At 72.5% G+C, this 22,918-nt stretch carries 13 protein-coding genes and 1 pseudogene; 11 read left to right on the top strand and 3 right to left on the bottom strand.

The features are described from left to right. The first annotated feature begins 87 nt into the window (after positions 1–87). The 11 genes from AB0D08_RS17865 (at position 88) to AB0D08_RS17815 (ending at position 20,808) form a co-directional block, all read left to right on the top strand. Complete coding sequence (locus tag AB0D08_RS17865) at positions 88–1,185, top strand: peptidase (protein ID WP_359889764.1); 1,098 nt, start codon at positions 88–90, stop codon at positions 1,183–1,185. Between the two features lie 28 nt (positions 1,186–1,213). Further along, positions 1,214–1,705, top strand: a complete 492-nt coding sequence (locus AB0D08_RS17860; protein WP_359889761.1) for a flagellar hook-length control protein FliK — start codon at positions 1,214–1,216, stop codon at positions 1,703–1,705. A 550-nt stretch (positions 1,706–2,255) separates the two neighbouring features. Continuing rightward, the gene (locus tag AB0D08_RS17855; protein ID WP_359889758.1) at positions 2,256–2,978 is read left to right on the top strand and encodes a phospholipid scramblase-related protein; all 723 of its coding nucleotides are present in this window, start codon (positions 2,256–2,258) and stop codon (positions 2,976–2,978) included. Between the two features lie 351 nt (positions 2,979–3,329). Next, a complete protein-coding gene (locus AB0D08_RS17850) occupies positions 3,330–3,884 on the top strand; it encodes a YceI family protein (protein ID WP_033822075.1) in 555 nt (184 codons plus the stop codon). A 128-nt stretch (positions 3,885–4,012) separates the two neighbouring features. After that, positions 4,013–4,759 carry a hypothetical protein gene (locus tag AB0D08_RS17845; RefSeq protein ID WP_033822074.1) on the top strand — a complete coding sequence of 249 codons (747 nt, stop codon included), beginning with the start codon at positions 4,013–4,015 and terminating at the stop codon, positions 4,757–4,759. Next, positions 4,756–5,124, top strand: a complete 369-nt coding sequence (locus AB0D08_RS17840) for a transcriptional regulator (RefSeq protein ID WP_359889755.1) — start codon at positions 4,756–4,758, stop codon at positions 5,122–5,124. Before AB0D08_RS17845 ends, AB0D08_RS17840 begins: the two co-directional genes overlap by 4 nt. A gap of 958 nt (positions 5,125–6,082) precedes the next feature. Continuing rightward, complete coding sequence (locus AB0D08_RS17835) at positions 6,083–7,393, top strand: hypothetical protein (RefSeq protein WP_359889753.1); 1,311 nt, start codon at positions 6,083–6,085, stop codon at positions 7,391–7,393. Positions 7,394–7,396: 3 nt separating this feature from the next. After that, complete coding sequence (locus AB0D08_RS17830; RefSeq protein WP_359889750.1) at positions 7,397–11,407, top strand: hypothetical protein; 4,011 nt, start codon at positions 7,397–7,399, stop codon at positions 11,405–11,407. Next, entirely contained in the window at positions 11,400–15,020 is a 3,621-nt protein-coding gene (locus AB0D08_RS17825) for an AAA domain-containing protein (RefSeq protein WP_359889748.1), read from the top strand. The genes AB0D08_RS17830 and AB0D08_RS17825 overlap by 8 nt, the downstream gene beginning before the upstream one ends. Further along, a complete protein-coding gene (locus tag AB0D08_RS17820) occupies positions 15,017–18,244 on the top strand; it encodes a hypothetical protein (protein ID WP_359889747.1) in 3,228 nt (1,075 codons plus the stop codon). The genes AB0D08_RS17825 and AB0D08_RS17820 overlap by 4 nt, the downstream gene beginning before the upstream one ends. After that, on the top strand, positions 18,241–20,808 hold the full coding sequence (locus tag AB0D08_RS17815; protein ID WP_359889744.1) for an ATP-binding protein: 2,568 nt from the start codon (positions 18,241–18,243) through the stop codon (positions 20,806–20,808). The genes AB0D08_RS17820 and AB0D08_RS17815 overlap by 4 nt, the downstream gene beginning before the upstream one ends. A 49-nt stretch (positions 20,809–20,857) precedes the next feature. Here the strand turns inward: AB0D08_RS17815 and AB0D08_RS17810 are convergent, their stop codons facing one another. The 3 genes and pseudogenes from AB0D08_RS17810 to AB0D08_RS17800 all read right to left on the bottom strand — a co-directional run. Then, positions 20,858–21,877 (bottom strand): LLM class flavin-dependent oxidoreductase, encoded by a 1,020-nt coding sequence (locus AB0D08_RS17810; RefSeq protein WP_359889742.1) that lies wholly within the window; start codon positions 21,875–21,877, stop codon positions 20,858–20,860. Positions 21,878–22,123: 246 nt separating this feature from the next. Beyond that, positions 22,124–22,507 carry a CBS domain-containing protein gene (locus AB0D08_RS17805; protein WP_359889739.1) on the bottom strand — a complete coding sequence of 128 codons (384 nt, stop codon included), beginning with the start codon at positions 22,505–22,507 and terminating at the stop codon, positions 22,124–22,126. A gap of 180 nt (positions 22,508–22,687) precedes the next feature. Continuing rightward, positions 22,688–22,918: pseudogene (locus tag AB0D08_RS17800) on the bottom strand (ATP-dependent helicase); the annotation flags it as partial.

Below are 22,918 nucleotides of genomic sequence, written 5' to 3'. Positions count from 1 at the left end.
GGTCTGCGGGCCGGAGCTCCGAGGGCTGCCCGGACTCGTTCCGGCCCCCTGCGGCCGCCCCTGCGCCCAGGCCCGGAAAGGCCTTCCATGCCAGCGCTCCGCCGTTCCCTCGGCCTGCTCGCGGTACCCGCCCTCGCCGTCGCCACCGTCCTTCCGGCGGCCGCCGCCGCCCAGGCCTCCCCCGCCGCCGCCCCCGCATCCGCATCGGCCTCCGCGTCCACGACCGCCACCGTCCGCCCGGACGCCGCCGCGGCCGGCTGGCTCGCCCGCCAACTGGTCGACGGCGACCACTTCGAGGCCGTGTTCGACGGCGTCCACTATCCCGACCAGGGCCTGACCGTCGACGCCGTGCTGGCCTTCGCGGCCTCCCACAGCTCCGACCAGGCCGCGGCCCGCGCCACCGCTTGGCTCGCCAAGCCCGAGATCATCACCGGCTACCTCGGCGACGGCACCACCGAGGCCTACGCCGGCGCCACCGCCAAGCTGCTGCTGGCCGCCGAGGTCCGCGGCGAGAACCCGGCCGCCTTCGGTGGCGTCGACCTCCCCGCCCGGCTCCGCTCGCTCCAGACCCCGAGCGGCCGCTTCTCCGACCGCTCCCAGTGGGGCGACTACAGCAACGCCTTCGGCCAGTCCCTCGCCCTGATAGCGCTCCAGCGCACCCACGCGGGCGCCCCGGCCGCCGCCGTCGACTTCCTCGCCGCCGCCCAGTGCGCGGACGGCGGCTTCCCGATCTCCTTCGGCCAGCCCACCTGCACCGCCGACCCGGACGCCACCGCACTCGCCGTCCAGGCCCTCACCGCCACCGGCCGCCCCGCCAAGGCCGCCGCAGGTCTCGGCTGGCTGACGGCCCACCAGAACGCCGACGGCGGGTTCGCCGCCGCGGGCGCCACCGCCTCCAACGCCAACAGCACCGGCCTGGCGACCGAGACCCTGCTCTCCTCCGGCCGCCTCGGCGCCGGCCTCAAGGGCTGGAGCAGCCTGGTCAAGCTCCAGCAGGGCTGCGCCGCCGACCCGGCCGTCCGCGGCGCGGTCGCCTACGACGCCACCGGCTTCAACACCGGCAACGGCGTCCGCGCCACCGCGCAGGCCGTCCTCGGCCTCGCCGGTACCCCGCTGGCGGCCCTCTCCGCCCACGGCGCCCGCCCCGCCGCGCCGGTCCTCGCCTGCCCGGCGACCACCCGCTGAACGCCCTGACCCCGCAAGGAGCTTCCGCATGAGCGACACCCTCACCCCGGCCCGCCCCGCCCGCCGCACCGCCCGCCGCACCCTCGGCTCGACCGCCGCCGCGGCGGCGCTGACCGCCGGTCTGCTCGGCGTCTCCGCCGCCCAGGCCCCGCAGGCGCAGGCCGCGGCCTGCACCGGCACCACCGGCGTCACCGTGGTGGTCGACTTCACCGCCGTGGGCGGCGGCATCCAGACCGGCTGCGCCCCGGGCGACCCGGCCACCGGCCTGGCCGCACTCACCGGCGCCGGGTTCTCCTGGGCCTTCCACCCGCGCTTCCCCGGCTTCGTCTGCAAGATCAACTCACTGCCGGCCACCTGCACCAACCCCACCGGCAGCGCCTACTGGTCGTACTGGCACGCGCAGCACGGCGGCGCCTGGTCGTACAGCAGCCTCGGCGCGGGCAGCTACAACCCCGCCCCCGGCGACGTCGAAGGCTGGGCCTTCGGCGCGGGCACCCAGCCGGGCATCACCGCCCCCTGACACCCCGCACGACCGCCGGTGCCCCGTTCCCCGCGCAATGCTCGGGGCATCGGCGGGAGGGCGCGGTCACCCGACCGCACCGGGAGCGAACTCCAGCTGCCCACCGGGCTCCCGGGCCGAGCGGATCTTCCGGCCGTACGGGACGGCCGGGTCCGGATCCTCGACGGACCGGCCTGCTTCAACCGCCCCGGCCCCGGGTCGTCCGCGGCGCCGGGGTCCTGGCCCACGTCCTGCACGCCGTCCGGGCGGGTGAACCGGTCACCGGGCAGGAAGCCCGGCGGGTGCCGGCGGACCGGCGCAGACGCGACCTTCTGACGGGCCGGTCGGTCGAGCGGACGCGCCCGCCCGACCCGCCGTCAGCGGGGCGCTGCGGGGCCGGACCGGGACCGCGGGTGTGACTTCGGCCACATCCATTCCGCCCGCATTTGGCCGACTGACCATCAGAACACCGAAACCCCCAGGTCAGAGGCGCAATGAACGGCCTCGGGCGACCCTGGGCGCGAACAAACGATCTGGCTACGCACAGGGAATTGAGCCTAACCTGCCCGCCATGTCCCAGAACACGAACACCCCCGGTCTCCCCGGGCAGCCGGCCGCTCCGGCCGGCGACTCCGCCAAGGTGCAGCGCCAGGTGCAGCAGCAGGCGGGCGTCGGACCGGTCTCCGGTGGCGGCGGCACCCTCTTCTCCGAGCCGGTCCTGGTGGTGAACCAGAAGGCCAAGCTGATCGAGCTGACCAACGAGTACTCGGTCTTCGACCAGCAGGGCGCCACACTGGGCTCGGTGGTCCAGGTCGGCCAGAGCGGTCTGCGCAAGCTGATCCGGCTGCTCTTCTCCATCGACCAGTACCTGACCCACAAGCTGGAGATCCGGGACGCGCACGGCACCCCGGTGCTGCTGCTGACCCGCCCGGCGAAGTTCATCAAGTCGCGGGTGATCGTGCAGCGTCCGGACGGCCAGGAGGTCGGCCAGATCGTCCAGCAGAACGCCATCGGGAAGATCAACTTCGCCATGGAGGTCGGCGGGCAGAAGGTCGGCGCCGTCAAGGCGGAGAACTGGCGCGCCTGGAACTTCTCCATCGTCGACGCGACGGACACCGAGATCGCCCGGATCACCAAGACCTGGGAGGGCCTGGCGAAGACCGTGTTCACCACGGCCGACAACTACGTGCTCCAGATCCACCGGCCACTGACCGACCCGCTGCTCAGCCTGGTCGTGGCGACCGCGCTGACCGTGGACACGGCCCTGAAGCAGGACGCCCGCGGCCTCGGCTGACCGAAGCCCCCACGCTCCTCCCCGCCCCGCCCCCGAGCGCGCCGCCCCGAGCGTCGGCCCCGGGGGCGGGGCTCCTCACGTCGAGGACCCGGCCGGCCGCGTTCACCATTCGACGATGCGGCTCGCCACAGGCGCGGTCGAGGTGCGCGCGGTCGAGGTGCGCGCGGTCAAGGTCCACGGGGAATGCCCCACGTCCTCGGGTCACCGGTCGCCCCGGGGTCGCTGGTCAGGGTGCACTTGGGCCCGTCCCCGTGTGCCCGACCGGCCCGGGGGCCGGACGCGCCCTACGTTGGGTCCGACACGATCCGGGCGGGACGGCCGCCGGGATCCCGGCCCTACGGAGGAACGCCCGTGACCGTCAGCATCCCCGAGCTCACCGGGGACTACGTCCTCGACCCCACCCACACCCGGATCGGGTTCGTCGCCCGCCACGCCATGGTGACCAAGGTCCGCGGCGCCTTCCACACCTTCGAAGGCACCGCCCACCTCGACGGCAGCGACCCGTCCCGTTCCACCGGCGAGATGGTGATCAAGGCCGAGAGCATCGACACCGGCGTCGAACAGCGCGACCAGCACCTGCGCACCAACGACTTCCTGGACGCTCCCAACTTCCCCGACATCATCTTCCGCACCACCTCGGTCGAGCCCCGCTCCGACGCCGAATACCGCGTCGCGGGTGACCTGACCATCAAGGACACCACCCGCCCGGTCACCATCGACTTCGAGTACACCGGCAACGCCGTCGACCCCTACGGCAACCTGCGGGTGGGCCTGGAGGGAACGGTCACCATCTCCCGCAAGGAGTTCGGCGTGACCTGGAACGCGGCCCTGGAGGGCGGCGGCGTCCTGGTCGGCGACAAGGTCGTCCTCGAGTTCGACATCTCCGCGATCAAGCAGAAGAACTGACAGGCCGCCGACTGCGACCGTGACCGACCGGGCGGGGTACGGCCCGTCCGGCGGGCCACGCCACCCGACGGGTGCCCGACCCTCAAGGGTCTATTGCCATAACTGGTTTGTGATGCAAATCTGATGGCATGACAGATGCATCGCTGCCCGCCTCGGGCACTCCCCGCGAACTCCTCGCCGGCCTCGGCGAGCTGACCCGCCGGGTCCGCGCCGCGCAGCGCGGCGCCTGGTTCCCCCTCCTCCTGCTGGGCGTACTCACGCTGGGCGGGATCCTGGTCACCCGCCTCACCTTCACGCTCGAGCCGGTGCCCTGCCCGCCGACCGACCCCACGGCGGGCACCGGCTGCACCCTGGCCAGACAGGGTTCGCCGGTCTACTGGCCCGTCGGCCTCGCCCTCGCCTACGCCGCGACGGCGTTCTTCTACATCCGCCGCTCCCGCGCCCGCGGCGTCGGCACCCCGGTCCGGCCGTACATCCTCACCGGGGTGGCGCTGGTCGGCCTGGTGACCGCCACGGCGGTCTGGAGCCTGCGCAACGGCATGCCGCAGCCCGGCGAACCGCTCGACCTCTGGGGCTTGCACCTCGATCCCGCCTCCGGGATGACGAGGTTCCTCGCACGGCTCGCCGGGAACGCCACGGCCGTCGGACTGCCGCTGCTGGTCCTGGCCCGGGTGGAACGCAGCCCCGGCCTGCTGCTGCTCGCCGCCGCGTACCTGGCCATCGAGCTGGTACCGCTGACCACCGGCTGGTCGGGGATCCCGTTCACCTCGCCCTGGTCCGGCGTGCCCCGGTACGGCGTACCGGGTGTCCTGCTCCTGCTCGGCGCACTCGGCTTCGGCCTGGCCGAGCGGTCCCACCGGCGCAACTCCGTATGACCGCCCAACCCTCCCGGCCAATCGAGCCGGACCAGCTCGACCCGCACCCTGCCACCGGTCTCGACGACGTGGTCCACCAGCGCGTCCGCCTCGGCATCCTCACCATCGCCCACCAGGCGCGCCGGGTCGAGTTCGGCTTCCTGCGCACGGCCCTCGGCCTGACCGCCGGAAACCTCAGCCAGCACCTCACCGTGCTGGAGAAGGCCGGCCTGGTCGGGATCGAGAAGGGCTACGAGGGCAGACGCGCCCGCACCTGGCTCTCCCTCACCCCCGCCGGTCACCAGGCCCTCCAGGACGAGGTCACCCAGCTCAAACGGCTCATCCACCAGATCGAACAGGGCGGCGGCCCGGCCCGGGAGTCCTGATCCGCGCCCGGCACCCCAGCCGCCGAGGGCCGACGAACGCAGCCGCTTCCGGGAGTTGTGGGACCTGCAGAACGAACACACCGGCGTCCCGGCGCAGCGCCGCCCGGCCGCCGGGGAGCACCCGGACAGCGACGAGAGCCAGGCGGGAACGCTGTGACCGACTTCGAACCACCGGCCGGCCCGGCCCTGCACGCGTGTGTCGGGAGGACGCCGTGAACCCGCCCGACCACGCCCGCCACTCTTCGGACACCGCGCGCCGCGCGCCCGGGGCGGACCCGCGGATGCTGATCGTCGGCGTCCACCTCGTCCCAGGCCGACAACGGCACGGTGCTGCTCGGGCGACGTCGCAGCACCGGCTTCGCCGAAGGCCTCTGGCATCTGCCGGCCGTTCACCGGGCAAGGCACGTGCCGGGATTGAAGCTGTCGGCCTTCCGGCCTCCAGTCTGTCCGGCTCCGATTCGAGAAGGTGGTCGGCACCATCGGAGCGGGCGATGCGCTCACGGCTGCCCTGCTCATCGGCCTCGCCGGACGCCCGGACCAGCCGTCTCCGGGAACGGTACGGGAACTGCTGGAGGACGCGGCCCGGCCTCCTCGACGGCCTGCTTTCCTCTACCGGTCGCCGACGAAGCCGACGTGCCGCGGCCCCGCAGCCAGCCGGGGCGCACAGGCGCACGGGCGGGAAGGACCGTGCTTCCAGGGGCTGATGGCCCTGCCCACAAGACGTGGCGAGCGTCACATCCCCCCGTGCTAGCCTTTTGCCGCCACCGCAGAGTGTGTGGGGAGCAGCAATTGCGCTGCGGCTCGAAGGGTGTGGAGCATGGGCGGATTACGTGTACCCGAGCGACGTCTCCACGATGCCGTGGTCGTCGTCCCGGGCATCATGGGCAGCGCGCTCAGGGACGTCGAGAGCGGTAACCAACTGTGGGGAGTCGGGCGGCTCTTCGAGTACACGGCCCGTATGCACACAGGCCGTCTCCGCGCGCTCGGTCTGACCGCCGGGGAACTCGCCGGGCGTACCGGGAGAATCGAGCCGACCGGCCTGCTGAACGTCGCCGAGTGCCTGCCGGGATTCGGCCGCGCGCAGCCCTACAACGAGCTCGTCAGCGAGTTGCGCCACGCGGCCGTGCACCGCAGCGCGGTCCTCCCGTTCCCCTACGACTGGCGGCTCCCGGTCGAGCACAACGGAGGGCTGCTGGCCGGCGCAGCCCGCCGCCACCTCGACGCCTGGCGTCAGCACCCCGCCCACCGTCACTATCTGGACGGGCACCCGGAAGCCGGACCGGCCCGGCTGGTTTTCGTCGCCCACTCCATGGGCGGGCTCCTCGTTCGTGAGCTCATACGCCACGACGGCCTCCGTACCGACATCCGGGCCGTGATGACCGTCGGCACCCCCTTCTCCGGATCGGTGAAGGCGGCCGTCATGCTCAACTCGGGCAAGGGAGCGCCGCTCCCGCTGCCCCGGACCGTCCTGCGGGACGCAGCACGGAGCATGCCGGGCGTGTACGACCTGCTCCCCTCCTACCGGGCGCTCGACCTCGGCCTCGATTCACGGGTGCCGACCGCCGAGGACCTGGTGGCGCTGGGCGGCCGGCGCGACCTGGTCGAGGACGCCCTTCGGAGACGGGAGGGCAGGCAGAGCATCACCCTGCCCGACCACTCGATGGTGGTCGGGCTCGGCGAACGCACCCTGCAGAGCTATCACATGGCGGGGGACGCTGCCGTGGGCATGGAGGAGATCCTCGAACGGGATCCCCGCGACCACCGTGTGCTGTTCCACCCCGACGGCCGGCCCCGCAGGGAGAACCGCAAGGGCGACGGCACGGTGTACCAGTTCGCGGCGCATCTGCCGGGCTCCGGTGAGCGGCCGGTCCACGTCCATCAGGAGCACGGGGCCCTGGCCCGCAGCCGTACCGTCCTCGATCTCGCGTGCGGCATGCTGCGCGGCCTGCGCCACGCCGACGAACTCGGTGCCATGCTCGGCGACGGGACGTTCGATCTCGACGCCCCGGAGTGGGCCGAGCCCGGCGCCCCCTTCACCATCGAGGTGTCGGGCTGGGCCGGGGACTCCGATCTGAGCTGCAGCGCCAAGGAGGTCAGCGGGCTCGGCGAGGTCCTGTACCCGGAGCTCAAGCCGGTACCCGGAGCGGACGGACGGTTGGTGGCGACCTGTGTGGCCGGCCGACCGGGGTTGTACGAGTTCGAGGTCACCGGCGGCAAGGAGCCGGTGACACGGCTTGTCCTCGTCCTGGCAGCGGAGCGGCAAGTCTGACGCATGGCCTCTGATTTCGACGACATGGAGGCCGAGGTCGCGGACTCGTTCGCGGTGCACGCGCTCGCGGTGGGACCGGTGACCGGCTTTCCGGACGCGGACACGGTCGGCGAGGCCGCACTGACCTCGGCCGTACTCCGGCGGATGGGCGGGGAGGCCGTTGCTCTCCCCCTGGCCGGTGACGCGGTGCGGTCGCTCACCGAGGCCGACGAGGCGCTGGCGCACTGGGCCGGCGAGCAAGGCGGCGACGACTTCTCCCGCCCTTCCGCACTGTTGTGGTTCGGCCACGGCCGGGCGGTGATGATGGGGCCGGTACTGGTCGTACCGGGCTCGAAGGACCGCGGCAACGCCCGGGTGACCCCCGAGATGCTCGCCCACTACGTCCACGCCGAACAGCTCAGGCGTGAGTGGGACGAAAGCCTGTGGACGCTGGTCGTGCTGGAGGCGTGCAACTCGTGGAACTTCGCCCACGACATGGCAGGCCGGTTCAACGGAACCGGGAAGGCTCGGACCCGCTCCCTCCTGCTGATCGCCACGGGCAAGCCGGCGGCGCAGAGCTATCTGGGCACCTTCCGCAGTCTGTTGGAGCGGTTCCTGGAGACGAAGACCTCCGTCGACGAGTTCAGCCTCCGGGAACTCCAGGGCCACTTCAAGAGTCACCGCTGCTACGCCGAGCTCGTGGGCGAGGAGACGGGCGCCGAACTCCGGCTCCGCGTCCATGACCGGGTGCCGCTCACCGGGGCGACCACGGTGGCCGAACTACGCCGGCAGCAGAGCCGCTACGACGAAGCACCCGAGGCATGGCCGCGCCGGCCCGTACCGGACAAGGTGGGGTTCCTCGAAGTGGTCACCGACTTCACCGGTCGAGCAGCGCATCTGCGGACCATCGCGGGCTGGTACGCCGACGACACCGGGGCGGCAGTGCTCGTCGTCACCGGCGCGCCCGGCGCGGGCAAGTCCGCACTCCTGGGAGAGACCCTGCGGCGGTGGTCCGGTCCGGACGGACCGGAACCGGCCCCACCGGTGGTCGCGGTGCTGCCGCTGACCGGGAACACGCCCTCCGACGTCGTCCGGCAGCTGCGCGAGCAGCTCGACCTGTCCCCCGGTACGCCCGGCGAGGACGACCAGGACGGCCTCGACCGGGAGGGTGCGGCACTGGACGCCGTACGCCGACATCTGGCCTGGCTCACCCGGCACCCCGACGCCGGGCACATATCGGCCGGCAACGGCCCGGCGGAGACATCCGGCGACGACGCCCCGGCCGCGGGGACGCCGCTGCGGGCCCTGATCGTCGCCGATGCGCTCGACGAGGCCAGGGATCCCTTCCACATCGCCGCCCTGTTGCGCGAGCTTACGACGGTTCCCGGGGTGCGGTTGCTCATCGGTACCCGGCCGACCCGGTTCGCCGCCCCTGCGGGCGAGCAGCGGTCGGCTGACGCCGGTGGGTACCCCGCCCTGCCGGAGCTGCTCGGCTCGGCCTCCGGACACGCCCAGATCCTGACCCTCGAATCGGATCCGTCGGCGGCCCGCCATTACGTGGAGGGCAGGGTACGCGGCATCCTGCGCGAGCACCCCACGGGTGACCCCGCCTCGCAGGAGACGGTCACCGGCACCGTGGCGGACGCCGTGGAAGCCCATGTGCGGGACGGGTCCTGGCAATTCCTCCAGGCAGCTCTGGTGGTCCAGGAGATCGCGCAGCGGCCGGCCGTGCTCTCCCCCGGCCCCGCAGACCGGGCCGCCCTCGCCGAGCTGCTGGACCGCGACCAGAGCGGGCTCTTCGGGGCCGCCGTGCAGCGGATCACGGCAGGGCTCCCCGCGGCCGAGCCTCTGCTGCGGGCCCTGGCCTTCGCACACGGACGCGGGCTGCCGCTGGCGGAGGGCATCTGGGCGCACGCCGCCGCGGGGATCGCGGAGGCCGAAGGCCCCATCGAGGACGAGCAACTGGAGCTGTTCCTTAGCCGTGCCGCCGCCTACGTCCTGGTGGACGGCGAGGACCGGCGCAGCGTGTACCGGCTGGCCCACCGCAGCTATGCCGAGCAGCTGCTCCGGGACGGCTCGCCGGACCACAGGTACGCCATGCTCACCGCGTTGCTGGAACTCGCGGCGGTGCAGGCGGGCGCCGGACAGCCGCTCAGTCCTCATCTGACCCACCGGCTCGCGGAGTACGCGGCGGACTGCGGCACGGACGGCTGGACGGCACTGGCCGCGCGGCCTGCCGTCGTCGACCGGCTGCCGCCGGCCTCACTGAGCTCTCTGGCGCTGACGCCGGGGCGGGGTACGGCCACCGCTCCCACCGACCTGCCCATCGAGGTGCTGGGCACGGTCGCGTCGGCGCACCTGATCAAGGAGTCGGAGCCGGGCGACCGGCCGGGGCTGCGCCAGCTCGGCGGGGTCCGGGCGGCCGGCCTGCCGCATGCCGCCGGTCCCGGCGCGGACTGGGAGGTCGTCTGGGGACGGTTGCGCCAGGCGCCCCTGCACCTGCAGCTCGGTGGCTCCGCCGCCGCGATCACCGCACTCGTCGCGCACGCCGATGCCCCCTGGCTGGTGACCGGCTCTCTGGACGGGTCGGTGATGGTGTGGGAACCCTGGCGCGATCACCACCCCACCATGCTGTTGAGCGGGGGCGGAAGCGCGGTGACCGCGCTCGCCGCACTCGGTTCGGTAGGCCGGGAGGACGGTGAGGGGAGTGCCGGACCCGGCCTGCTGGCCGTGGCCCACGACGACCGGACGGTTCGCCTCTGGGACACCGACACCGACACGGATGCCGGCGTCGGCCGGACCGAGTCGCGGCACGCGGCCTGCACGGAGATGGTGCGCGTCATGGCGGCACTGCCCGACGGGTCCCGGCGGTTCGTCCTCGGTGGCGAGGCCGGCCATCTCGCTCTTCTCGGCCCGGACGGAACACTGTCGCCGGCCTCCGACGCGGTGTCCCACCGCGACGTGGTGGGGCTGGTGCCCGTGTGCGGTCCGGAGGGCGCACCGCTGGTCGTGGCGGCGTATCAGTCCGGGGAACTGGCGCTGTGGGAGGTCGGCGGAGCGGTGCCCGTACTCGTCCACCGGTCGAGCGCGCACACGGAGCTGGCCGGGCTCGTGGGCGTCCCGGGGCCGTCGGGCCCCGACCGGCTGATCACCGTCTCGGAGGACGGCCGTCTCGCACGCTGGCGTGTGCACAACGGAAACGGCCACCCGGTGATCCTCGCCGACACGCAGGAACGGCCTTCCGAGGTGCGCACCGGTGCCGGTCCCGTCCTGGCCGCGCTGCCGACGCCCGGCCGGGGCGGAGTCCCAGTGGTCGGTGACCGTCGGGGCATCGTACGGATCGCCGGTCAGGTCGCCCCGCCCGGCGGCCCGGAGTTCCTCCAGACCTCGACCGGGAACCGGCCCATCCGGGCGATCGGCGTCCTGCGCGGGCCCCAGGCCGGCCGGATCCTGGTGACGGTGGCGGAACGCGATTCCCGGGTCCATTTCTGGGACCCGGCGGCCGCGGCCCGTACGGGCGCGGCCCCGGTGGAACCCGAGTCCTGGGTCTGCGCCGTACGGAGGCACGTCCTGGCGGACGGCACGGAGACGCTGGCGGTGACCGAGCAGTGCGCCGGGCGCCGGACCGTGCAGGTCCTGCGAGCGTCGGACGGTGCCCGGCTGGAGGTTCCGGCCTCCGCCGAGGGGCCCTCCGGCCACGAGCCGGCAGGGCCGGACATACCGAAGGGGGCCGACGACCAGCACGCGGGCTCCCTCGTCGACTGCGCGGAGATCGACCCGCCGGTCTCCCTGCCCCGGCCGGCCCGGGCGCGGGTGACCGCCGGTCGGGAGGGCAGCGTCGTGGTGTGGCGGGAGGGTCCGGAGTCCGGCTGGCATCCGGTGCGTCGCATCCCGCTGGGGTCACCGTGCATCCAGCTCGCACCACTGACGTCGGGACGGCTCGGCATAGCCACCGATGACGGCGTGATGGTGCTCAGGCTCGATTCCGTCGCGTGGGGCGTCGACGGTGGAGGAACCGAGGAGACACATGGATGACGAACTGCCACCCCGGCGCATCAAGGACCTGCTGGACGATCTGTTCACCGGGAAGGAGGCCCGGCACGGCCGCTACAAGCAGGTGGGCGACTACCAGGAGCTGATCAGGGGACGGCTGATCCATCTCGTCCTGCGTAACCGCGACCACTTCACCGACGTACGCGAAGTGGCGCTGTTCCTCGACGTCGACCGGGTGGGCGGAGACCTCTGGGACCACGAGGTGCGCAATCTGTTACGCCTGAAGATGCTCGGCCATCCGGCACTGCCGGAGATCGTGGAGGGCAGATTCGACCGCAGCTTCCGGGCCGCCTTCATCATGACCCGGCTCGAAGGCAAGCCGCTCGCCGAGCAGTGGCGGTCCGTGGTGGACGAATGGGCCGTGCAGCATCCCGTGGTCGCATTCGAGCAGTTCAGCCTCCTCGTGGACGCGTTGAGCCAGCTGCACGGCACACGGATCGTGCACCGGAACCTGACCCTGGGCGCCGTCCGGGTCAATCCGGAACGGGACAACCCGGCCCGGACGACCCTGTCCCTGGCGCGGTTCGAGCTCAGTGCGCTGCTCAACAACCTGCTCCAGTCGGTCCACGGCCCCAGCGGCAAGGCGACTTACGACGAAGCCGTGAAGGCGTTGTTCCTCACCCCGCCGGCCGGTGTCGGCAAGGCCCATCACCTGGCCTATCTGGCCCCGGAGAACCACCCCGCCGTCTTCTGCGACGAGCGGATGCGCCACCTGGACCACGGCAGCACCGACGTCTTCGGCCTCGGCGTGCTGGCGTGGGAGCTGTTCGTCGGCTCCCTGACGGACCGGCTGCCCGGCGAATGCGCCGCTGTCGAGGGCGCGGAGGGTGACGAACTGCTCCCGGCTCTTCACCGCCTGCACGCCGCGATGCGCCGCGAACTCGGCCTCTCCCCCAGACTGCCCCGCCCGCTGCGCAAGGCACTGCTCGGCATGCTCGACCCCTCACCCACCCAGCGCAGCACGTCCTTCGAGGCGTCCGCGGCCCTGCAACGGGACTGGTCGAGCATCTGCCTGGCCCTGGAACCGGTGCCGAACGGTGCCAAGGCCCGCCTGCTCGCCTTCATGCCCGACCAGTCGGTCGGCACCATCCACACCACCCGGGGCTGGACGGACCACAGCCCGGACACCCCCCAAGGCTGCCAGGAACTGCAGGCCTTCCTGGAGGAGGAACTGCGCGAGGCCGAGCTCGTCCACTGGCACGGCGGAGCGGTCGGCTTCGTCGACGGTGATCCCCGCTCGCTCGGTGACGCCCACTGGGTGCTGATCGGTCAGCAGGCCGCGTGGTTCTGCGCGTTCCTCTTCGACCTGGATGCAATGGGGCGTCGTACGGTAACGCACACCGACACCCTGGTCATCAAGTATCTCGTGGACAAACGCTTCGCGTCGGAGATCCTGTCGGTCAAACCGAAACGACGTGTCGGCAAGGTGGATCTGGTGCCGTTCCGGCTGGGACAGCCGCTGGACGACGAGCAGGAGGGCCGCCCGTCCTGGAAGGAGCTGACCGACGCCGTCCGGAGCACCAAGCAGAGCACGCAGAGCGCCGAGGTCCAGGAGATGCTGCGGGCCGTCTCCTTCATGCTGGACTACCAGGGCGTGGTGCTCCGCTCCCACCAGTACCCGTACACCCTCACCGAAGCGGAGGACGGCCGTCTCGTCCTCACCCAGGACATGGGCAGGGAACGCAGGTGGCTGCACGAGGACGAGCTGCTCACCGCCTACTGTGCCGATCCCCGGTACCGGCCGCCGCTGGGGGACTTCGCCAGGGGGCTGCTGGCCGAGAGCAACCAGGCGATGGTCTCGGTGGTGTACGACCGGCCCACCCCGTACTTCGGCGGGGACTCGTTCGACGTCCGGGTGAAGGAGCGGCTGGACGCGCGGTCGATCGTCGTCGAGGTCGCGCCGGGCAAGGAACCTCCCACCCAGGGCTGGCTCAGGCCGCAGGAGGATCGCGGCACGGAGGTCCAGTTGCGGCGGGAGGCCCGGGGACTGGGGTCGCTGCGCCAGAAGGCGGGGCTGGCGCGCATCCTGCACACGCCCGAGTCCATCGAGCTGCACGCCCAGCGGGACACGACGCTGCAGATTCCGGCGCGGCCCGGCGAGAAACCGCTGCGGGGAAAGGCCGGCCGGATCATCCGGGACATGCTGCGGCTGCACCCGTTCTACGCCCTCCAGGGACCGCCCGGTACGGGAAAGAGCACGGTGGTGTCCCATGCGCTGCGTGATTTCCTCAGGACCGAGCACGGGGCACGGGTGCTGGTGAGCGCGCAGTCGAACGACGCGCTGGACCAACTGGCCGGCAAGTGCCTGGAGTTGCTCAAGCCGGCGATCGACAAGCAGTCGGTGCTGATGCTCAGGGAACTGTCCCGCCACAAGGACGCCTACGATCTTCCGGACGAGCTGCGCCCCTTCACCGCCGAAGCGATCGCCGAGGATCTGGTCAAGCGGATCCGCGGGCGGGTCGCGGACGGCCACATCGGGGCCCACAACCCGTCGGAGCGGGCCCTGATGCTGCGGTGGGCCGAGGTGGCCCAGGCGAACATGGTGGAGTTGACCGAGCGGATCCGGGCGAGTGCCGATATCGTGCTGGCCACCTGCTCGATCGCGGGCACGCTGACCGACGAAGTCCGCGATCCGTCCGACGTGTTCGACTGGGTGATCATCGAGGAGGCGGCCAAGGCCTGGCCGACAGAGATCATCATGCCGCTGGTCCTCGGCGTGCGGTGGACCCTCGTGGGTGACCATCTGCAACTGGGGCCGCACCGGGCCGAGGACATCAAGACCTTCCTCAACGGCCTGGGACAGCACCCGGACGAGCGCATCAAGCTGCACTACGCGGCACGTGACAGCTATCTGAGGTTCGTCCAGATGTTCGGCCGGTTCTTCGACGGCCGGGACGCGACCCAGCGCGCCGTGCCCGCCTGCCCGGTGGACACCCTCGACACCCAGTTCCGGATGCATCCGGACATCGCCCAGCCCTTCGCGCGGGCCTTCTACCCGGATGGCAACGGCGGCACCTTCCTCGACCCCGATCCGGAGATCAGGGAATTCCATTCGGCCACCGAGCCCGGCTACCTGGCGGGATCACCCCTGGTCTGGCTGGACACCTCCGAGCACACGGAATGCGGGGACCTGGGGTACTGGTGGAACCCCGGAGAGGTCGACCTCGTCGAGGATCTGGTCCGGAAGCTGGGGCTCACCACGCACGACCCGCGGAAGCTGGCCGTGCTGACGCCTTACCGCAAGCAACGCGGGAAACTGGAACGCGACTTCCTCAAGGGGCGCGTGCACACCGTTCATTCCTTCCAGGGCGGCCAGGCGAAGACGGTGATCGTCTCACTGGTGCGCAGTTCGGAACGGGGCACGGAATCACGGCAGAACGTAGGGCACACCGCTCAGGACGACGTGATCAACGTGATGCTGTCCCGGGCCCAGCAACTTCTCGTGGTGGTCGGGAACCTGCCGCACTTCGAGCGCCATGGCGGTGCCGCCTGGCAGTCGGTGATCAAGACCTTCCGCGAGGTCGGAAGGATCGTCGACGCCGCGACGGGGGAGATCCTCGTCGACGCCACCGCAGGAACGGGAGAGAGCCGATGACCGAGACCGTCCTCGTCGCGATCCCCTGCCGCGTGATCACCCTGCGCATGGAACTCGGTGCGGAGGAGGGGGCCTCCACGCTCGAGGACCTGGTGCTCCGGGCCGTGGCGGCGGGCCGCAACACGGTACGGGACCTGGGCGAGCTGTTCTCCCTGCCGAACCGTCTGATGCTGGACGTGGTGCACGGCCTGTGGAGCAGGGGGTTCCTGGCCGTCGACTTCAGCACGAACACGTTGGAGAACACCCGGGCGGCCCAGCCGGGGCTCGGCGAACAGCAGGCCGACCGGCCCGTCGCGGCCAAGGTACAGATGCGCAAGTTCCTGTTCGACCCGGTGACGGCCGCCGTCCTGCTGCACCGCAAGGGCATGGACCGGATCCCCAACGGGGCCATCGCCATGCCGCTCGCGCGCGGCATCTCCGAGACCGACATCCCGCAGACCGAACTGCTGCGCGCGGTCCGTGAAGCGGTGCGCACCGACCGCAGGGAGCACGGGGTGCGCCAGCGTGTGCTGGATGTGTCCTTCGCCAACCCGATGCTGAACCCTTCCGAGGCCGTCCACTGGAACACGGTCGAGGTCGTGGTGAACCGGGACCCGGTGACCGACGTGGTCACCGCCACCCCTGTCCAGATGCCGCAGGGCTGGGGCAGACGGGCCCTTCAGCTCTTCCAGGCCAGGGTGAGCGAGCTGGTTCGCAACCGGCCGGACAGCAGGTTCGTCCAGCGGCTGCTGTCCCGCGAGGTGCTGACGGTGGTTCCGCCCGACAGCCTGCGCTCGCTGCTGGTGGACCTGGACCGGCTGGCCGAGGGCCTGGACAGGGTCCCACCGCATGTCCTGCCGGAACGGCACGAGGAACTGCGCGGCAAGGCGGCCAAGGTACTGGATCAACTTGCCGAGGTACGCCGGGCACGGTGTTCGGTGGAGCCGGTGGCTCCCGGGGCCGGCGTGGAATGGGTGCTGAAGGAGCTGATCGAGCAGGCCACCCACCAACTCGTCCTGGCCCTCCCGCGGATCACGTACGACGCCCTGCACGAGGTGCTGCCCTCGCTGGAACTCGCTGCGAAGCGGGGTGTCACGATCGTGTTCCTCTGGGGCGACACGCCCTCCGCCACGTTGGAGGGCAAGGTCGCCACCGCACTGTTCGACCTCCAGTCCCGCTTCTCCGAGAACGTCCTGCTCGAACAGCGCAGCAGCAGCTGCGCGGCGTCCGTCGTCGTCTGCGACGACCTGTGCGCGTACGTGGGGTCCAGCAGCCCGCTCTCGGCCAACACCGGGGCCGGGGTGCTGGTGAAGCCGGTCGAGGGCATGGAGGACCCGCCGAGTTGTGTGGCGGATCTGCTGAGCTGGGCGAGGCGGACCTATCCGTACTGGGAGGTGGGGCAGAACATCGCCCTGCTGCCGGCCGATTTCGGCAGGCGCCGGCCCGCCGACCCCTCGGTGGACGCCGGCCCGGCACTGCGCGGCATCCCGCTGCCGGAGCTGGACGAGGCCTGGGACCAGGACGAGGTCGCCGGCACCACCCGGTGGGCAGCGGACTGGGGCCGGGTACTCCACCGGCTGATGGAGGCGGTGGAGGAGGTGTACCAGGGACGGCCGGTGGTGCGGGCGGTCTGGGACGGGATGTACGCCGATCTGGTCCAGCATGCCGTCGACGGAGCCACCGGGCGGCTGGCGGTCACCGACGACTCCGCGGAGGCCGAGACCTGTACGGACGCGTTCGGTCAGAGGTTGTCGCGCCTGCGCGACAAGGGCGTCGTGATCCATCTCCAGCATCCGCCGCTCAGGGACGGGCGCCGGACCCCGCGCAGTTACGCGGAGATCCACCGTCGCCTCGGCGCGGAGGGAACACTGCGGAGCACCCGGGCCCGGGCCCGGGCGGTGCTGTCCGACCATGAGATGGTCGTCGGCAGCTACCGGCCGCTGGGCAACCGGCCGGTCAATCCTGCTCGGGGGCCCGCCCCCACCGAGCTCGGCCTGCACATCATGAACACCGCCTTCACCGCGGAGTTCGCCGGAACCCTGGGCATTCGCGACTGGTTCGGGGGCCCGGGTGACGGCGGTGAGGCCGCGGTCCGCCCCGGCTATCTGCCCCCGCTGCCCTCGCTGTCGTCCACGCCCGTCGAGGCCGACGACTGGGCGGTGCTGGAGAACCGCCTGGCGTCCGGCGTGGCACCCGAACGGCTGCGCGCCGACTCCGCAGGACTGCTGCACGGTGCCACGGGCTCCGCCGAGCAACGACAGCGCTGGGGACGCTGGCTCCTGCACGACGCATGGCGGCGCCATGCGTTCGTGGAGGCCTACCTGCTGGCCCCACGGCTCGGTGGAGCGGAGACCCTGCCGCTGCCTCTGGCCGCCGTGGCGGTGCCGGTCGAGCATGGTCCGCTCGGCGAGCAGCTGTACTACAGCGCGGTGGAGTTGGCCGACTCGCCGGCCGAGCACCGCACGGTGGCCCTGGTCGGCGCGGTGGCCGAGATGCTCCTGCACGGCGGCGACACCGGTCTGCTGGTCTACGAGGCGCTGGCCGATTCCGGCGGCGGGGCCACCGAGGGTCTGCCGCCCGGCTGGCTGGAGCTGGCCCGGCAGGCTGCGGCCTGCTTCGCCGCCACCAGGGCCCCGGTGCCGCTCCAGGACATCAATGCCTGGGCCGAGCAGCGGAACCGGTCGGCGGACGTCCGGAACGGCTGGGGCCGCCTCGTCGCCGATGTGAACGACTTCAAACGGGCCGACCAGCACTTCAAGTTCCTCGACGGAAAGCGGATGCACCGGGCGATGTTCGTGCCGCCCGACGGGCTGCTCGCCCGGGTCCTGGCCATGGCGGACGGCGACGCCTCCGACGGCTTCCGGCTGGAAGGTGCCGCCGGACTGCCGGACACGGAGCTCGACGCACGTCTCCACCTGGACCAGCTCGCCATGGACCAGGGCCTGAAAAAGGTCGAGTGGAGCAATCACCTTGCCTACGCGCGGCGGGTCGCGGACATGCTCGCCGAGGCCCGGCGTCTCGCGGAGCTGTCCGCGGCCGAGGCCGAGAGGAACACGTCGGGGTCGGTGGCCGCGCTGCTCCCGGCGCTCGCCCCGGAGCACCGCGCGTTCGCACGGCTCCTGGACCGTATGTGGCACACCCTCCGGGAGGAGGCCGACGGGCTGGAAGAGCCGGCCCGCCATCCGGCGACGGCTCTGCTCGGTGCTCTCGCCTCACTGCCGGTGATCGGAAGGGAAGACAGTTGACCGGGATTCCACGGGCGCTGCTGGACAACTGGCCCGGCCGGATCCGGTTCCCCGGCGTCCTGATCGCGCTGGCGGAGCACGGCCGGTCCGGTGGCGGGAGCCGGGGCGATGGTGCCGTGCCCCACGGCGAGCCGGCCGAGCTGGACGGCGATCTGCTCGCCGGGGCGGTACTCGGCCACGTGGGCGGTGTGTCATCGCGTGCGGCCTTCGACGCCCTGCTGGAGCAGGGGGAACATGATGCGGCGGAGCAGGTGCTCGCCGGCGAGCCGCAGCCGGACGGGCACCAGGCCGAGCTGCTGACCCGCAAGCTGGAGGAGGCGCGCGCGGCCGAGGCGGTTTCGGTGCGCCAGCGGGTGGACGAGCTGGAGCGCCGTGCGAAGACCGCGGGCATCGCCTTCGAACGGCCGGACGTGACCTCGTTGATCGAGCGCTCGCGGTCGCGGAGGGCGGCGGCGGGAGCGGTGCTGACCGCGCTCGAACGGGAGGTCGAGGACCGGATCAGGTCCTTCGCCGAGCAGTTGGACCGTATCGTCACCGAACAGGAGCGGGCGGTCGCCGGCAGCCCGGTTCCGGCGGATCAGCACGCAGGTGAGGACGCCTCCGCGGCCCGGGTCCGGGCGCTCCTGCGGTCGGGTGAACTCGTGGCCGCGCAGGCGCTGCTGAACCGGGAGCCGCTGGGAGCCCCCGTTCCCGAGGCCCTCGCCCCGCTCCCGGAGTGGGACGAGGCGTGGACCCCGGAGAATTTGATGGAGTACCACCTGAACCCGACGGCGCGCAGGCCGCCGGAGGTCGCCGCGTGGAAGGCGGCCGACGAGTCCGCCGAACGGCTGCTCCTCGCTTTCGACCGGCTGAACCGGGAGTCCTCGCCCGACGCGGCAGTGGCCCTGGCCAACGCTCTCGGCCGCTTCCTGGGGGGACCCGGGGAGGGTGCCGTGGCGAACCGGATCGAGGGCGGCTACTTCACTTTCTTCGACGGGCTGTTCAGCGAGGAGCCCCTGTCCGGACTGCATCCCACGGGCCGCATCGACCTCTATGTCGCCGACCCGGAAACCTTCACACCCCCGCAGGAGCTGGCAGCGCACGGCCGCCCGCATGTGGCGGTCGGCCGGAACCTGCTGACCTCGGGGTACAGCGACCGTGCGGCCACCGCCGTGCTCAGCCTGTGCGATCTGCTCCGGCTCGCGGTCCTGAAGACCGACCGAGGGGCCCGTACCCTGGGCCTCCTCGCCCGGCAGTGGTCGGTGGACGCCCTGGTCGGAGACAGTCCCGCGGCGCTGGGACGGATTCTCGGCACCTCACCCGAAGGGGCCTGGCGGACCCTGCGGTGGATCACCCACCTGTCCCTGGGCGGCGGCACCCCCACCGTGCAAGCGATGGAGCACTGCACCGGGATGGACCCCGGGCTGCTGCGGACCATGCTCCGCTACGCCGAGACCGCCGTCGACCGCTCCGCCCACACCGAGCTGTGGGCCGCGGAGAGCGGCGGCTGGCGCAAGGACCCCGCGCTCCTGCACGCTCTGCGGTCCGAACTGCTGGCCCTGTGCGGTGGTCCGGCGGCCCGGGCCGCATGGTGGGCGGCCCTGTCGATCTGCGACGAGGAGGACGGGCTGCTCACGGCCGCGGACCTCGGTGACTGGGCCGAGATCTGTTCGGGCTGGGCGGGCGCCGGGCCCGAGGTGCTCAGGGGAACGGCCGCGCTGCTGGAACGGGGTCTGCTGGCAGCATCGGGCGAGGACCTGCGCGTCCCGCTGTGCGGAGCCGTGCGTGCCCTGCGTCCGTCGGCGGAGACGGAACTGGGCGCCCTGCTGGAGGAGATGGAGCGTACCGGCTCCGTCGCCGGCACGGACGAGGCCGGCACGGCAGCCGCGCCTTCCGTCCCCGTGGCCGACCGTGCCTGGACGGTCTGGCACCGCAACCGCTTCGCGCCGGTACCGGCCTGTGCCGGGCGCCTGGAGGCGGAGCAGCGGGGCGCGGGCCTCGGGGAACTGGCCGCTCTCGCGGAGCTCGCGGCCGAGCAACTCCGCGCCTCCTCCGCCGAGGAACTGATCGAGCGGGCGGCACCGGCGGTCGCGGACCTGGGGGCGGTCCTGCCGGAGCTGACGGCCCAGTGCCGCCTGCAGTACCCGGGCCTCCACGTCGACCTGCGCTGTCCGCCGTCGTTGCTGGTGGACGTCCCGGCCCCGGTGATGCGTGCTGTCCTCTACGAGGTGCTGGACAACGCCGCGGAAGCCCTGGATGGCCGTGACACCGGTCTGGTGCAGGTCTCCGTGTCCCAGGAGGGACCCGAGGCGATCGTCGAGGTGGAGGACAACGGTCCGGGGCTGCCCGCCGAGGCGCGGGGGCGGCGGGTGTTCCAGGCCGGGTGGACCACCCGGGGCGCCGATCGCGGGTGGGGCCTGCACCGCGTACGCAAGCTCCTCCAGGCGTTGCCAGCATCGGCGGTGGAGGCGGAGGTGGAGGTATTCAGTTCCTTCCATCCGGCACTGACGGGTGCCGCGCTGCGGCTCGTCCTTCCGGTCACGCCGGCAGCGGCGGACGGGCCGGAGCACGGAGCCACGCCGTGAACAGGCCGTCCAGGGAGCCGGGCGCGTGGCACCCCGTGGCGGCACCGGTTCAGAGCGCCGGCTTCCAGCCGAGGGCGGGGCCGAGGCCGGTGGCGATGTCGGTGAGGATCTGCACGTAGTCCTCGTGGTCGAAGGTGAACGGCAGCGCGAAGACCGCCTCGTCGACCTCCCGGAACGCCGCGTGGGCGTACAGCTGCTCGGCGATCTCGGCGGAGGTCCCGATCAGGTCCCGCGCGAACAGCACCCGCGAGGAGCCCTGCGGGGCGGCGGTACGCGGGGTCCGGTTCCGCACGTACTCCTGGTACTTGGCGCGCTGCGCCGCCGACGCGCTGTCGGTGGGGATGACGACCAGGCCCTGGGAGACCCGGGCGCGCGGGCCCTCGGGGTGGTGGGCGCGGAAGGCGGCGATCTGCGAGCGCTGGATCTCGGCGAAGTCCTCCGACTCCTCCGCCCGCACCACGTTGCTGGTCATCAGGCTCAGTCCCTGCTCACCCGCCCAGCGGGCCGAGCGCAGGCTTCCGCCGCCGTACCACAGGCGCTCCGCCAGGCCGGGCGCGACCGGCTGGACCCGGTCGGAGTACACCTCGATGCCCTCGGAGCCGCTGAAGTCGGTGGCCCGCTCACCGCGGACGAAGTCCAGCAGCCGCCGCGCCCGCCCGTAGCCGAAGTCCTCGGCCTCCGCGGTGTCGGGGTAGAGCGCGGGGGCGACCCGGTCGTAGTGCCCGGGGCGGCCGACGCTGATGCCGGGGTTGAGCCTGCCACCGGACAGCAGGTCGACGGTGGCCAGGTCCTCGGCCAGCCGCAGCGGGTTCTCCCAGCCCAGCGGGATGACCGCGGTGCCCAGCTGGATGCGGCTGGTCCGCTGGGTGGCCGCGGCCAGCACGGCGACGGGCGAGGATATCCCGTACTGCAGGTGGCGGTGGCGTACCCAGGCGCTGTCGAATCCCAGCTGCTCGCCGAGTTCGATGATCCGGAGCGTCGACTCGTGTCCGTGGCCGGGGTCGGCCGGGTCGAACAGCCCGATGGTCAGGAATCCCAGCCTCCGAAGGGGCTGCGAGGGCGACGGCACCGGATTCTCCTCCGTCCTCCGCGACCGGCCCGGCAGGAGCGGCGCGGTTCGACTTCCACGGCCCGGATTCCGCTCACCGGACGCCCGCCCCACACTCACACACCGGCCGACAGTGCTCAAGACCGCCTCGGGAACCGCAATCCGGGGCAACACGCACGTGATCTCCCCGCCACGGAAGGGGCGGGTCGGGACGGCAGCATCCGGCCCCGGCCCCGTTGCCGGGAGCCTTGAACGGCCGGACGGCTCCTAGAGGCTGAGCAGGCCGATGGCGCGGCCGTCGTGGTCCACCACCGGCCACGTGTCCAGGCCGCGGGCGCGCATGGCCGCGGCCGCCGTGGTGGCGGGCATGTCGGCGGTGGCGAACGGGGCACGGTCGAGGACGATGTCGCGTACCGGGGTGCGTTCGGTGTACCAGGACCGGGCCTGGAACGGTGCCAGGTGCAGCCGGGTCAGCAATCCCGCGCAGCGGCCGTCGTCGTCGCGGACCAGGAGGTGGTCGGCGCCGGAGCTCTGCAGGATGTCCGTCGCCGTGTCGACCATGACATCGTCGCTGACCTGCAGCTCCGGGCAGGTCATGAGGTCGCCGACGGTCGCGTCGGTGGTCGCGGGGTGTTCGAGGGTGCTGGTCATGGGCGGACTCCTCCGTGTCTCGCCCGCCGGGGGCCGGCGGGAGTGGGGGCACTGGCGGTGGGGCGGCCGACGGCTTCCGCCGGCGGGTTCCGGGTCCGGCCGCCGTGGGAGGCCCGTGCCGGCGGGCCCACGACGGGTACGGACCCCGGTCCGCAGGGCGAACCGGGGTCCGAGATGGTGCTACGCGGCGAGGGCGACGCGCCTGGGCGCCCGGCGGCGGCCCGAGGAGCCCTGGCTGTCGCGGCCCGCGGCCCCGCGGGTGTCACCGGCGGCCTGGGTGGGACGGCTGCGGCGGCCCCGGCCGGTCGACGGGCTGCGGCGGGGGCGCTCGACGACCGGGTTGGCGATCACGGTGGGGATGCCGGTGGGCACGCGGGCGCCGGTGATGCGGGCCAGCTCCTCGTCCCCGGC

Source organism: Kitasatospora sp. NPDC048540 (assembly GCF_040651175.1).
GTDB lineage: Bacteria > Actinomycetota > Actinomycetes > Streptomycetales > Streptomycetaceae > Kitasatospora.
The sequence above is the reverse complement of the archived record's forward strand: the minus strand, read 5'-3'. Positions and strand labels throughout refer to the sequence as shown.